We start from the raw sequence: 13,884 nt of genomic DNA, 5'->3' as shown, positions 1-13,884 counted from the left end.
AAGCCTTTTGTCTGCATTAGAGACAATTCAATTGTTATTGAGTTTTGGTATGTTTACCATTGCCTTGATAAAATTGATTGTGGACTTGCTTAAAAACGACAAAAAAAAGTAACCGTCTAATCTTTGGCGAGATCACGGTTACTTTTTAAACCAATTTTGCTACCGTCTTAAACGGTTCTACTCGGAGGGCATATTGACGTATGTTCTCTTTTGTTACTTCTATTTTAGCACAAAACTTAACATATGGAAAGAAAGTGATAGCATGGAACATCTTACAATTAAAGAAAAACAAGTAGTACAGTTTTTTTTGCGCAATGAACAGTGCTTGTCCGTATCGGACGTTACTTTATTATTACCAGATGAGAGTAAGAATGCTATTGCAGCTGTCATTACCAAACTTTTGAGTAGAAATTGCTGGCACAGCCATGGCACGAAAATTTATTCCTACCATTTCTGAGGAAGCTTATTACCTATCCGTACTGCCTTCTACTACTATATATAATTTGGTACGTCACCATATTAGCAGTGTGACCGATGTAGACTACTTGAACTCGTTAAAACAAAGAATTCATAAGCGTAACTAGATTCATGATATACTAGTAAGGAGGGACAGGGCATAATTAAAATATCTCCTAAAAATATTTAATATGTTGCAATTCGCTTTAACAACTGTCCCTCTTTTTATAACAAGACTCTACTTTACTACTCAAAAAATTTCACAAACTTTTTTGAGGGAGGAATAGCTACTTGTTCACGTTTCAAATTATAAAACCGTTAACTTTCAAAAATTCACAAGGGAAAGCCCGTCAGACGCTGGTCTGGCGGGCTACTTGTTATAATGTAGGTTATGTAGACTAACTCAGGGTTTAGCAGATTCAATAATATTACATTTCAGTGTAATTCATTGATATAATAAATTTAACAAAACGAATAATTTAGAGGTAGATAAACATGAAATTTGATAAATATAATAAGGCTACTGACAAAGAAGTATTGCTAGAACTAGTTTCAAGACTCTCAGACTTCACTCTCCCAGACGGCGTACCTGAAGAAATCTTTAAAGCAAAACAAGCTAGCTTGATGGAAAAAGATTTAGAAAATGAATCCAATACTATTATGGTCGTAAAACAAGATGGACACATTATTGCTTTTATTCAGTTAGAAACCGATGTCGACTGGATAAGCGGAGAAAAATACGGTTATATTTCTAGGATTATAGTTAGTGAATCCGCAGAAGGAAATGGACTTGGAAAAAAATTGATGACCTTAGCTGAAGAATGGGCAACAGAAAATGGGTATTCTGCAGTTGGGCTTAATGTATTCTCACAAAATACCAGAGCATTTAGACTTTACGAGAGTATAGGTTACAAAACAGAAACAGTAAAAATGATGAAAAGACTTTAGTATAATTTTTTAATGGTAGGAGTGCACTATGATTTTTTCCACTAACGACGGATTTCATGTATTCAAAATTAAACATCCGAAAAGGTTCAGAAACTTAAAAGTTTTTGAACCTTTATTTTTCTCTTGTGGTGCTTGGTGTTAGATAGTATCAAAAACTTGTGTTCATTTATTAAAAGATGTTTTCATAACAGGCCTTCACTTTACCACTTAAAAAATTTTAACTACTTTTCGAATGAGGAATAGCAACTTTTTCACGTTTCAAAATTTTAAAACAGACTAGTTTTCAAAATTCACAAGCAAACGCGCGTCAAATGTTAGTCTGGTGTGTTACTTTTTATAATTCGCATTGTGTGAATCAATGATTTAAATAACGTTTGGAAATGTAGGATAACATACAAACATTCCTCCTGAGTTCAATTTTAGTCCAGGAATATGTCCACACCTTTTCCATCTAGTTTTTTTAAAGGCGTATATTACACCATTAAAAAATTTCTAGTCAAGTTATATCCGATTCAATAATGAAATTTGGATTAAATGGCTAAAACCTAAAGCTTTAATGCTCTTTTTCCTAGATCTTATCGGATTTTTTCCTCAATTATTGCCTCCGGTATTTTTCCGATATTAGGACTTTAGTTTTAGTGTTTCAAAGTGACAACGTCAGAGCATCATTCGTTTTATTTTTTTCAACTTATTTATTTTGTCTTTTGAGGCACTAAAGTCACGGCCTAATAAATTATAGAGCTGGAATTTATGCTTAGGAATAGCTTCCTTGCCAATTTTTTTAAACTTAGCACCACCATTCAAGGCCCTTAGGGTTTTAATTTGAATTTTTCAATACTTTTCGGATATACTAATTGAAAAGTATTGATGAAATTTGGGACAGGGAGTTTATACAAATGAATCGAAGAGAATTGCAGCGGCGCCGCCGAAAGCGACAGCGAAAAAATTCGAACATGGTAGTAGCTGGGCTACTCGTCCTGCTAATTGCCGGATTCGGTAGCCTTTTTTACATAAATTTCCCACAATTGGAATTAGTGGGGGCCGACAATATTGAGGTAACGCTAAATCAAAATTTTGAAGACCCGGGTGTCAAATTAAAAAACCAGAATAAAACTTTGCCAAAAACTGCTTATCATGTTGACGGCCAGGTGGATTCTCGGGTCGCCGGTGACTATCAATTGGATTACACAGTTTCTTATTTCGGTTTGAAAAGCCATGTCATTCGTAAGGTTTCGGTTACTCAGCCGAAAACTGTAGCTCCGGTTGAGATGGTGCTCCAAGGTCCAAGTGAAATGAATTTGTATATCGGCCGGGATTATCATGAAGTTGGCGTTCAGGTGAGTGGCGGTGATGATGCTAACATTCAAGATAAATTAGTGGTTTCTGGCAACGTCGACACCCAAACGCCGGGCCGCTATGAATTGATCTATCAAGTTACCGATGCAGCCGGCGGTGTCCATGAAATTCAACGAATCGTCAATGTTGTGACGAAGCGTATTTATTTAACTTTTGATGATGGACCGAATGAGACAACTACGCCGCAGTTTTTGCAAATTTTAAAAGAGGAAAATATTAAGGGGACCTTCTTTGTCGTAGGTGGCGGTCCGGATGCTTTGATTAAGCAGGCCTTTGATGAAGGTCATACTATTGGCCTCCATACCAATAGTCATGACTATGCGGAGGTTTATGCATCGATTAATAATTATTTTGATGATTTGGAACAAATCTCCAAGCGGGTACAAAATATTACTGGAGAAGAATCGAAAATTATTCGCTTTCCTGGTGGTAGTTCAAATGGTATCAGCGCTAATTATTCGCAAGGGATTATGAGTGCTCTTGTTAAAGAAGTCGTGGATCGTGGCTATCAGTATTTTGATTGGAATGTTTCTAGCGGCGATGGCAGCAACCAAGCCTCTGCTGAAATTCCCTATCAAAACGTGACCACGAACTTAAAAGAAGATGTTGATAATGTCGTGTTGATGCATGATACCAAGCAGACATCAGCCGATGCGTTAAAACAAATTATTGAGTATGGCAAAGCAAATGGTTTTGCCTTTGAAAAATTAGAGTTGGACAGTTTTCCCGCTCATCATGGTGTGACGAATTAAAAGAACTATGACATTATTCTACTGGTTTCACTTCACCAACACTAGCTGACAAATAGCTAATTTAATCATACTAGCGAGCGATATTTTTTAATACCTAAAATTGAAAATGTTACTGAAGAATCAATTTTGATTCTTCAGTAACATAAATTATAGATCCGAAAAACACTCCTAATATCCTATTCATCTAAAAGCCTATTTTTTGTTTCACTCATTCAAATTTGGGCAAAAAAATAAAGGCCTTCTGCCTTTGATTAAAGTAGGTAAGATTGAACTATCAGGTACGGTCCTAGCACGAAAATTTATTCCCATTATTTCTGAAGAGGATTATTATCTATCCATACTCCCTCCTACTACTGTTAATAACTTGGTTCGTCATCATATTAACAATGTAGAAGATGTAGTCTACTTAGACTCTTTAGAACAAACAATTCATAATCGGAGACTAGATTCATGATATACTGAAAAGTAGGGACAGGGCATAGTTAAAATATCTCCTATAAATATTTGATATGTTGCAATTCGCTTTAACAACCGCCCCTCTTTTTATAACGAGACTCCACTTTACTACTTAAAAAAATTCACAAGCAAAAGCCCGCTAGATCACCATCTAGCGGGCTGCTTTGGATAATCGGCATTATGTCTACTAGGTTGTTAAATAACAGAAACTATATCTGATTCCCATGTTAACTAGATTATTTCATTTCATCTAATAATTTATTTATGGTACTTCCTTTAACAGAATAAGTTTTATTATTCTTTAGAACATCATCATTATAGAAAGTATACGACCTAACTTTTTGGCCAGTTTTATAAAAATCTACACTAATAGTTTCGCCCCCAACCAAGTTACTATTATCTACTTCTCCTAAACTTAACGAATCAAATATTTCTACAAATTTATTTACATCTTTTTTTGATGTATAAGTCTTACTTGTTTCTTCAGCATATTCAGGTGGCAAAGAATAATTAGCCGATGTAATAACTACTTGATCGACCGAATTTGGAACTTTAAAATAATCTTGTTTATCTAGTGTATTTTTGAAAGAAAAAGCTGCTATATAAATAGCGAAGATGGCTATTGGAAGAATTATTATAGTGGTATATTTTTTTTTCATAATATCTCCTTAGTATTTTGATAATTGTAGATTTCAATTGGGAAAATGGCCTATATTTATTAGGAAGAGTATACCCTGATAATAGAGGGGTTACTTTAATTGTTTGAAAAGATAATTTTAACACAAATGGCATTGACTTGATTTTAAAATAAGTTATATCAGATAAAAGAAAAGTTGGACTAGGTTAACTTAAAAACAAAGATAAAAAAATTTTTTTCAAATCATTGCAGTTGGATAGGCTACACTAGACTAGACAGAAAAGATGTGGTGTGTAAACTAGAAGGAAACACACTGGAGGGAACATCTTATGTCAAACAGACAACGCCGAACATTCACCAAAGAATTTAAACAACAAATGATTGACCTGTATAATTCAGGAAAGCCCAGAGTAGACATCATTCGCGAATACGATTTGACACCGTCGGCCTTTGATAAATGGCTGCGCCAAGCAAAACAAAGCGGCTTGTTCAAAGAAACAGATAACTTAACACCTGCCGAAAAGGAACTAATTGCCCTCCGCAAACGAAACCAACAGTTGGAAATGGAAAATGATATTTTAAAGCAAGCAACGCTGATATTCGGACGAAAAGACAAGTAATTGATGCCCACAAGCATAAGTACTCGATATCAGCGATGTGTAAAGTCTTAAATATCTCTCGACAAACCTACTATTATCAACCAAAAGCACCACCTTGCAAGGCTGAGTTGCAAGAAGCCATCACAGAAGAATTTGAACATAGCCGGAAAAACTATGGTACACGAAAAATCAAGATTGCTCTGGCTCGACGGGGAATGATTGTCAGCCGAAGAAAAATCGGACGAATCATGGCTTCACGGGGCTTGAAGTCCAATTATACGAAAGCTAAATTTCGTCATCACACTGCTTCCGTGAATCATTCACCGATTGGCAACCAACTCAATCGTTCCTTCTCCAATCGGAAACCCTTGGAGGCAATTATTACAGATTTAACGTATGTGCGCGTTGGTGCGAAGTGGCACTATGTCTGCTTTATCATCGACTTATTTAACCGTAAGATTATTGGTCATTCATGTGGACCAAACAAGGATGCACAGTTAGTGAAGCAAGCGTTTCAACGCATCGGCTACCCACTGACAAAAGTCCAATTATTCCATACAGACCGTGGAAAGGAATTTGATAACCAGACGATTGAAGAGATTTTGACTGCCTTCGAGATCAAACGATCCTTAAGAAAAAAAGGCTGTCCTTACGATAATGCCGTCGCCGAATCTACCTACAAATCGTTTAAAGTAGAATTTGTTTATCCAAGTAAATTCGAGACATTGGCTGAGCTGCAATTACAGGTGTTTGATTACGTGAATTGGTGGAATCATCTACGAATTCATGGATCACTTGGCTATGAAACGCCCGTCGGCTACCGAAATCTGAGATTGGCGCAGCCTCCCCTTGATAATGAGCCTGGATGTGTTCGCGCTGAGTAGGGGCAAGATTCTTGAATACCTGCCACGCACCGAGGCAATCACATCCAGGGAGGCTCGTTGTCAAGGGCAATCGGGCTATGCAGTTATACATACACTACATAATTTTTGTCAAAATAGGGGTTGCCATTCCACAATTGTTTACTATATTATAACTCATTTTCTATGATTAAGATGATTTTAAATATTAGGTTATTATAAGGCGTGGCATGTGAACTATAGTGCTATGAGGCTAATTTTTTGATTTTATCAATGTGAGTTAGTCAAGAAAATAGACTTTTCCATGTCAACTTTGCTTGACTAACTCATCACTCTTGAAGAACGAAAGAGACAAAAAAAGAAATAGTATCAATACAAAAAAGCAACCTGTCTTTTTTTAAACAGGTTGCTTTTTTGTATTGATTAGTAAGGATTTCAACCGCACCGTATAGTTAAAATGACAAGAAAAAAAATTAATTTTAACTTTATAAATATTTCTTGTTTTAATTAAGAATAGGAAATTTTCATTAACTTAAAATTTCTAATCAAATTTGTCTTCTTATTTATTATATGTTCCGAGTTATTTATTGTCAATACACTTTTTTTTGAGCTTTACTGACAATTTTTAATTTAGTAGAATAAACCGTCAAACAAACTGAAAGGATGTTTTTATGAGTCGACAAGGAGAAAATATATATCATAGAAAAGATGGCCGTTGGGAAGGTCGATACATTAAAGGGAGAAAATTAGACGGATCTATTCAATACGGATATGTGTATCGGAATACTCGAGAAGAAACAAAACGCGTGTTGAACGTATTTAAATCAAGCTATCAACCCACGGTCATGAAACCTAGACCAGAAATTAGTCTCACTTTCAAGGAATGGGTTACGGTTTGGTTGAGGCGGATAGAACTACAAGTAAAAAAGACGACACTTTCAAATTATCACTACAAATTAAACAAGTATATTTTACCCATTTTCAAACACAAAAAATTATACGAAATTAATGAAGAAAGTATCTATTCATATATTGAAGAACTTCAAAGCAACCACTTAAGCATGAGTTCGATTCAGTCTATCTTTACCCTATTTAAACAAATACTGTCTTCAGGATTGTCTAGTATTCAATGTGACGCTACTTTTTTGTCCCTCATTAAATTACCAAAAAGGGACTGGACTAAGGTAACGTCCCTCTCATTATCCGAACAAAAAAAATTAACTTTAGCTGCGGACCAAGAACCTGAAAAGAAGGGGTTACCTGTTTTAATTGCTTTACACACGGGAATGCGAATAGGTGAAATTGCTGCACTAGAATGGCACGACATAGACTTTGATAAAAATATCATTCAGGTTTCAAAAACATGTCAACGTATACTAGATCAAGGGAAAACAACTGCTAAAACTCACATACACATTGATGAGACGAAGACCAAAAATTCAATTCGAGTGATTCCTATGACCCCCTATCTAAGAGAGAAATTGATACACTACAAACATAATAATGCAATGAACAGATGGGTATTTACGAACAATGATGGTCCATGTGAGCCAAGACTACTTACAAATTATTTTCATACAATAAGAAAAAAAGTAGACCTTACGCATATCCATTTTCATCAATTACGTCATACCTTTGCGACACGTTGCCTCGAAGCACTCTCAGATATACCTACAGTGAGTGCATTGCTCGGACACAAATCTACTCAACTAACATTAGATGTGTATTCAGATGTTCTAATGGATCAACGCTTACAGACAATAGAAAAAATAGCTGCCTATATATCTTAAAAAAATATTGTGCTAGTAGAGCCACAAGTTCAAACGTTAAACGTAAGCGTTATCTATACGAAATTCGCTGAGATAAGCCGTCATTCGCCGTCGATAGTTTACGAACAATGTTGATGTATAAAGGTTCTAATTTTTATCCTATTCTTAATTAAAACAAGATAAAGTTAATGCAAAAATATTAGGATAAATCTATGTAATCATGTATAAAATGTAAAAGATACAATGAATTTCCCTATTAGAGCTTTTCAATTTCGTTTGTCAAGTTGATTAAAATAAATTTGTTCTAATAAAACATAGATAAATGAATTTTAAGAATTGAAAACTAAAGTTTACGGAACTTAAGGTGAAGGAAAAAATACATTTAGGTGGATACGCAATCAGAAAAAAATATTACAGCTAGAATCAATCTAAATACAGTTGCCTTTAGCTTAATTATCGATATTATTAAAAAAAAGTATTGATTGCAAAAGTATCTTTTCAAATAATTAAAAATTATTTTTCTATAAAAGGAGGGGTTATCTTGAAAAAAATATTTAGAAAGATGGGTTTAGTAATTTTTGTTGTTATAACACTTTCTCTATACAATTTATCTTTAACAACAAATACATTAGCATTATCTAGTGAATCAGACAAATCTTCTCAGAAAGATTCCACAATTTTAAATACTACCAGTGAATCTTTGTTTGATTTTGATTATGGTGTTACCTATAAACCTGATTCAGATGCTAATTGGGGGAAAGAAGCAGCAGCACAAGAGGTTGTCACTGTATATACTTTTGCTGAATTGAATTCAGCAATTTTAAATGGTACAGCTGATTATATAAAATTAGGGAACGATATTGTAAGTGATACTTTGGGTATTGGAATAATTAGACGTAACGCCCCTTCTAACAGAAGGGATTATGTCATCGACGGACAAGGGTTTAAACTAGATACAGGAGCTGTCAGTTGGTCATATCCAGATGGGGCTACACCTCATAATTTTTATATAAAAAATATACATATGTATTCTCAAAATCCGTATGGTTGTTTTATGGGGGCTGAACTTAATTATAATTTTACTACTATGGTATTTGAAGACACTACTTACGAAGGGTCTCAGTTAACAGCCTCTTGGACAACAACATTATACTTTAGAGGAACTAACAATGTGATTTCAAGAGCAAATCAATATACAGTCACTTATAGCAACGGAAATAATGCCGGAAACAATAATACTGTAACACGGTCAACATACCCGAATCAAAGTGGCTTAGAAGCTTACAGAGTTATTTTTGATGATAATACTGTATTTAATTGCACTGTTGAGAATGGTGATGGCCTTTTGATAGGATCTTATTTGGCAGCAGTACCTACTTCTTCCGGAAGAACAATTCCATACGTTGCTGTTCGTAGTAAAGCAACTGTCAATATGGTCTCACAGGGAAGTTCTGGCGAAACATGGGGATATTATACAAGTAATGGAAATTATTACGCAGGGATAAACATTCAAAAAGGTGGAAAGCTCTATGTGGGAGCAGATTCTACCCTAACAATGGACATCAGAAATACTTCACGTACTGGTATTTTTCTAGGTGGTGGTTCGGCTAGTCAGCGAACAAATTTGACAATTGACAATGGGGGAACATTAAATTTATTAGCAGACGGTAATCGAAACACTACAGAATCCAAATATGCTGGAATCAAGTTATATCAATATTCAGATTTAAATATTTTGGCAGGTGGAACACTTAAGGCAACCATAGATAATGATGCAAGTGGTAGACCGGCGGTTGAGTTGGCAGAGTATAGTACAGTAACCGTGGGATCTGACAATGCTCAATTTATTGATGACTCTACCCCTCAAGGATTACTTGACCTAACCGCAAGTGCAACTAGTGGTTCTGCGCTAAATCTAAAAGCTAACTCCAGTTTTACTGTCAAAGATTACGGTAAGGCCTCTTTTGTTGGAACAGAACAAGCAACCGCAACAAGTGATTTTGTTGCGGTGAATGGATCCCTTTTGATTGGGAATCGAGGAATGTTTACAGCAGCATTAACTGAAGAAGCTGGACAAAAAGCGACAGGGGTAAGAAATTTAATCAATGCGCCTGCAACAACCTCGACGTTTAAGTTTTCAGATGCATATCGTGTAGATTTGGATGCTCGAGGAAATCCAAATGCTACGCTTGTTAGCATGGGAACATCTTCGGTTGATGGAACATTTACTGCGGATATTCAAAGTGTTTATCAGTGGAATTCTGGCAATAGTTCTGCTGGTGACGATACCTATGATAAAAGTTGGATTCCTATTTACAATGCGAATATCACGTATCGACAAACAACCATTAGAACTAAAACAGCTAATAGCTCGCAGCAGAGCATAGCTAACAGTTTTATGTCTACTAATGATGGATATGATACTCAAAATTCTGAACGAATACTCTATGAATGGATTCCAGATGTAACTATAGATATTAATGATATTTCAGATAATAGACTTCGTACGGATGGTCAAAAAATTTCTGGAGTTACAAATCCAAATGCTTATGTCACAATATCTGCGAAAGGAACTGTTATTGGTTCACTAACGAGTTCTAATAATTATGATACTAGCGGAAAATTGGTATATTATAATGCGTTGGCAGATGATAATGGGAATTTTGAATTCACCCTTCCCGATGATGTAACTTTGTATGTTGGAGATGAGATTTCTGTTTACAGTTGGCGTGCTGGGAAATATTCAACAGCAACTACAACTGTTCTAGATAAAACGCCGCCTGAAGTTACGACTAAGACGTATTATGCATATGTGGGAGATACTGCCCCAGCCGCAACTGCATTTGTAAGTGCAATTACGGATAAAGGAGTAACGGATACGAGTAGCTATCCTGTCAGCTATACTGCTTCAACTGATATGGCTACCCTGATGCAAACTGCTGGAACAAAACAAGTTAGCCTAACTGTATCTGACCTTGCTGTAGATAGTGCAGGACTCTCTGCACCAAATACTACGACAAAAACAGCTGAACTAATAGTTTATGATAGTTCCACGAATCTTAGTGGAGACTCATTGGAGTTGTCCTACGCAGATATTCGTAATATGACAGATAGTGAGCTAAGTACCTATATTTTATCCAAGTGTAACCCCACTGCATATAGCGTATCTGGGGGAGAAAAAACTAGTTGGTCAGATGTAAATGACTTTACTGTAACGGATTTAGGTAGTTTAAGCGGATTGAAAGATATCTCACCTAATACGCCATATACTGTCACAATCAGTCTTCCATCTTCAGTATCGGGATTGGCCTCTGATATAACAGGAACCATTAGCGTTACTGTCATCAATATGAATGCTGCCATCACAGTTCAATTTGAAAACGAAGCAGGAACTATCCTAGATGGGTACACTTTAACAGCTGGCGAAAAAGATACAAATAATATTGTTACCCCTATCTATGTCGGAGATACGATTGATCTAACGTCTACAACGTATGCAAAAGTACAAACACAACTTAGTGCGTTAGAAACAGCTGGGTATGAAATTGTATCACGTCCAACAGATGAGACAGCTTTAAAGATTACAGATACTACTCAAACGGTTACCTATACTGTCAAAGGGTTGCTATTTTTACAATCGGCACCCACTTCCGTTGATTTTGGAAGTCTGACATATAATGCAAAAACGCAGCGTGTGGATAATCCTACGACGTCTGGGAAATTAATCATTACAGATACTCGTGCCTCTAAAACAAACGGATGGATACTATATGCAGCAGTGACAACCGAAATGAAAAATACAAGCACAGGTTCCATCATGAGTGACGCGATCCGATACGTCACAAATGATAAGAAGGAAGTAACCCTAAGTTCTAATAATCAAGCAGTATATACCAGCACAACAGGTGGTACGACAGACATCACCAGTGATTGGGGAAAAGAAATTACTGTAAGCGAACAAAAGGACATTACAATGACAGGTTTACAGTTAGTTGCTGATCCTGCTAAAACAACCGTTTCAAGTGTGGGAACTTATTCTGGCGTTATCACATGGACAATCATGGCAGGTCAACCATAGAGGAGGAGAATCATATGAAACTAAAATTGAAAGTTTTCTTTTTCTCCTGTCTGGTAATCATCCTTATAGGAATGTTGCCTCTTAGAGCTGCGGCCACCACAGGTAATGGAGGTCAAGGGACAGTGGAAGGGGGCATTACTTTCTATGAGGAGTCTACCAACCCTTCCAGTTCTACGTCTACTAGTCTACCTAGCACTGGAGGGAAACTACCTCAAACAGGTGATCAAATCAGAAATTATAGTGTACTTGGTGGAGGAATTCTCCTTTTAGCTTTACTTTTTTTCTTCTATCGCCGGAGGAAAAAAGAGAAGGAGGAACGTGAATGAAAAAAAAATGGATACTGGGTGTTGGATTAATTCTCTTTACGTCTCTTTTCTGTGTTCCTCAAGTATACGCAAGTACGCAAGATATTAATGGAAAGGTGACTGTTGAAGATCCAGGGACAAGTAACTTAGTGGATCCGGAAGCACCTTCCACGGTTGTGAATCCAGGAGAAGGCCCTTCTACGACAGGGGCTTTGCGTATTGATTATATATCAAGTTTAAACTTCGGTTCACAAAAAATTAATGATACTAATCGTACGTACCTCTCTTTAGCTCAACAGTTTCATAATGAGACAACTGCCAGAGGATTTTACATTCAAATAAGCGACTATAGTTCTGAATCTTCGGGTTGGAACTTGACGGTCACGCAAAACCAACAATTTCATAGTGATATTATACAAGACCTAGAAAACCAAGAATTGACTGGCGCTGTTCTCTCTTTTGATAAAGGATGGGCCAACACTAGTGGTGCCAGCGGCGCCCCCACGGTTACTCGGGATACGTTAGCTTTGAATGAGATGGGTATCGCATATACAGTGGCAAGTAGTAAAGCCGGTCAAGGAAAAGGAGTCTGGCTAATCGAATTTGGTGCATCGGAAACGAACACCTCCAATCAAGTTCCCACCCTATCTCCTCTAGAAGATGCTTCAGGGAAAGCAGTACTTGATAATGTCACTAACAAACAAGCGTATAGCAATTCTGCTGTCACATTGACAGTTCCCAAAGAAGCCAAAATTTACCCAGTGCAATATACCACTACTCTTACGTGGACACTGGAAGCAGCACCAACACGCTAACACATTATTCGAGACAAGTTGAGCAATGGCTCATTTGTAAATAAACAAACTACCATATTTAGGAGGAATAAAAATGAAATTCAAGACATTAAGTGCAGTGGCTTTATTGGCAGTAGTAGGGGTCGCAACAACAGCTCCAGCAGTTACAAATGCTGCGACACCATCATCTCAAACTTCACAAGGAACAGTCAAAGTTGAGGCTGGTTCACTAGATCCAGGTAAAGATGGCGTACCCGATCCAGAAGGTGGGAAAACAATTCCAGGTGTAGACCCTGTTATTCCTAACCCGACATCTCCTGGAGATAAAGGTATTACGGCCGTAACAAATTTAAATTTCGGGACCATTAAAGTCGGAACTGGCACAGCTTCAGCACAACCAATTACCATTACAGATACAGTTACTGCGGAAGACGGAAGCACTACATCAACAACGCGAAAACGTGGTAACCTAATTTCTTGGGGAGATGTCACTGGTGAGTATACCGGATATACTATCAGTGGACAGTTGACAACTCAATTTACAAATTCATCAGACCAAAGCGTATTGACAGGTTCAGAAATTGCTTTTATCAATCCTTTAATAGCAACGAGTGGCGAAGGAACGATTGCAGACTCAGGTAAAACAGCAACTCAAACACTTTCTATTGACGGTGGAGCTAAGACATTTGTTACAGCAGCTGCTGGAACTGGTTCTGGTCAATGGACGCTTGAATGGGGTAGCACAATAGACGGTACTGGCGCAACTGACACAACCGTCGGAACCGTCGGTTCTTCTGTCAACTTAACGATTCCAACTTCTGTCGCAAACTCTATGACTAAAGGAACGTATACAGCTGTAGTGACTTGGACAATG

At 36.8% G+C, this 13,884-nt stretch carries 10 protein-coding genes; 9 read left to right on the top strand and 1 reads right to left on the bottom strand.

The window, feature by feature from the left end:
• The first annotated feature begins 7 nt into the window (after positions 1-7).
• The 3 genes from AC1Z3S_RS19215 (at position 8) to AC1Z3S_RS19205 (ending at position 3,512) form a co-directional block, all read left to right on the top strand.
• Positions 8-112 carry a putative holin-like toxin gene (locus AC1Z3S_RS19215; protein WP_461741716.1) on the top strand — a complete coding sequence of 35 codons (105 nt, stop codon included), beginning with the start codon at positions 8-10 and terminating at the stop codon, positions 110-112.
• An 839-nt stretch (positions 113-951) separates the two neighbouring features.
• Complete coding sequence (locus AC1Z3S_RS19210) at positions 952-1,404, top strand: GNAT family N-acetyltransferase (RefSeq protein WP_461741715.1); 453 nt, start codon at positions 952-954, stop codon at positions 1,402-1,404.
• Between the two features lie 896 nt (positions 1,405-2,300).
• Positions 2,301-3,512 carry a polysaccharide deacetylase family protein gene (locus AC1Z3S_RS19205; protein WP_461741714.1) on the top strand — a complete coding sequence of 404 codons (1,212 nt, stop codon included), beginning with the start codon at positions 2,301-2,303 and terminating at the stop codon, positions 3,510-3,512.
• A gap of 692 nt (positions 3,513-4,204) precedes the next feature.
• Here AC1Z3S_RS19205 and AC1Z3S_RS19200 read toward each other — a convergent pair.
• Entirely contained in the window at positions 4,205-4,627 is a 423-nt protein-coding gene (locus tag AC1Z3S_RS19200) for a hypothetical protein (RefSeq protein ID WP_461741713.1), read from the bottom strand.
• 307 nt (positions 4,628-4,934) lie between these two features.
• Here AC1Z3S_RS19200 and AC1Z3S_RS19195 point away from each other — a divergent pair.
• The 6 genes from AC1Z3S_RS19195 to AC1Z3S_RS19170 form a co-directional block, all read left to right on the top strand.
• Positions 4,935-6,088 (top strand): IS3 family transposase gene (locus AC1Z3S_RS19195; protein WP_461741712.1). Its coding sequence is split into 2 segments (ribosomal slippage): positions 4,935-5,211 and positions 5,211-6,088, totalling 1,155 coding nucleotides; the frame shifts between segments, so codons are not numbered across the junction.
• A 647-nt stretch (positions 6,089-6,735) separates the two neighbouring features.
• On the top strand, positions 6,736-7,854 hold the full coding sequence (locus AC1Z3S_RS19190; RefSeq protein ID WP_461741711.1) for a tyrosine-type recombinase/integrase: 1,119 nt from the start codon (positions 6,736-6,738) through the stop codon (positions 7,852-7,854).
• 520 nt (positions 7,855-8,374) lie between these two features.
• Positions 8,375-11,911 (top strand): pectate lyase-like adhesive domain-containing protein, encoded by a 3,537-nt coding sequence (locus tag AC1Z3S_RS19185; protein WP_461741710.1) that lies wholly within the window; start codon positions 8,375-8,377, stop codon positions 11,909-11,911.
• A 14-nt stretch (positions 11,912-11,925) separates the two neighbouring features.
• Positions 11,926-12,237, top strand: coding sequence for an EF2685/EF0750 family sortase-dependent surface protein (locus tag AC1Z3S_RS19180; protein WP_265460362.1), 312 nt, complete (start codon positions 11,926-11,928; stop codon positions 12,235-12,237).
• Positions 12,234-13,031 carry a WxL domain-containing protein gene (locus AC1Z3S_RS19175; protein ID WP_461741709.1) on the top strand — a complete coding sequence of 266 codons (798 nt, stop codon included), beginning with the start codon at positions 12,234-12,236 and terminating at the stop codon, positions 13,029-13,031. The genes AC1Z3S_RS19180 and AC1Z3S_RS19175 overlap by 4 nt, the downstream gene beginning before the upstream one ends.
• Before the next feature lie 73 nt (positions 13,032-13,104).
• A partial coding sequence (locus AC1Z3S_RS19170) for a WxL domain-containing protein (protein WP_461741708.1) occupies positions 13,105-13,884 on the top strand: 780 nt, incomplete at its 3' end.

The sequence above is a fragment of the Enterococcus sp. LJL90 genome, from assembly GCF_056924355.1.
This window is presented reverse-complemented; position numbering and strand designations above follow the sequence as displayed.

Excerpts from the sequence above, each read along its gene's own strand:
- AC1Z3S_RS19175 (WP_461741709.1), top strand. The coding sequence starts at position 12,234 with ATGAAAAAAAAATGGATACTGGGTGTTGGATTAATTCTCTTTACGTCT.
- AC1Z3S_RS19210 (WP_461741715.1), top strand. The coding sequence starts at position 952 with ATGAAATTTGATAAATATAATAAGGCTACTGACAAAGAAGTATTGCTA.
- AC1Z3S_RS19205 (WP_461741714.1), top strand. The coding sequence starts at position 2,301 with ATGAATCGAAGAGAATTGCAGCGGCGCCGCCGAAAGCGACAGCGAAAA.
- AC1Z3S_RS19200 (WP_461741713.1), bottom strand. The coding sequence starts at position 4,627 with ATGAAAAAAAAATATACCACTATAATAATTCTTCCAATAGCCATCTTC.
- AC1Z3S_RS19180 (WP_265460362.1), top strand. The coding sequence starts at position 11,926 with ATGAAACTAAAATTGAAAGTTTTCTTTTTCTCCTGTCTGGTAATCATC.
- AC1Z3S_RS19190 (WP_461741711.1), top strand. The coding sequence starts at position 6,736 with ATGAGTCGACAAGGAGAAAATATATATCATAGAAAAGATGGCCGTTGG.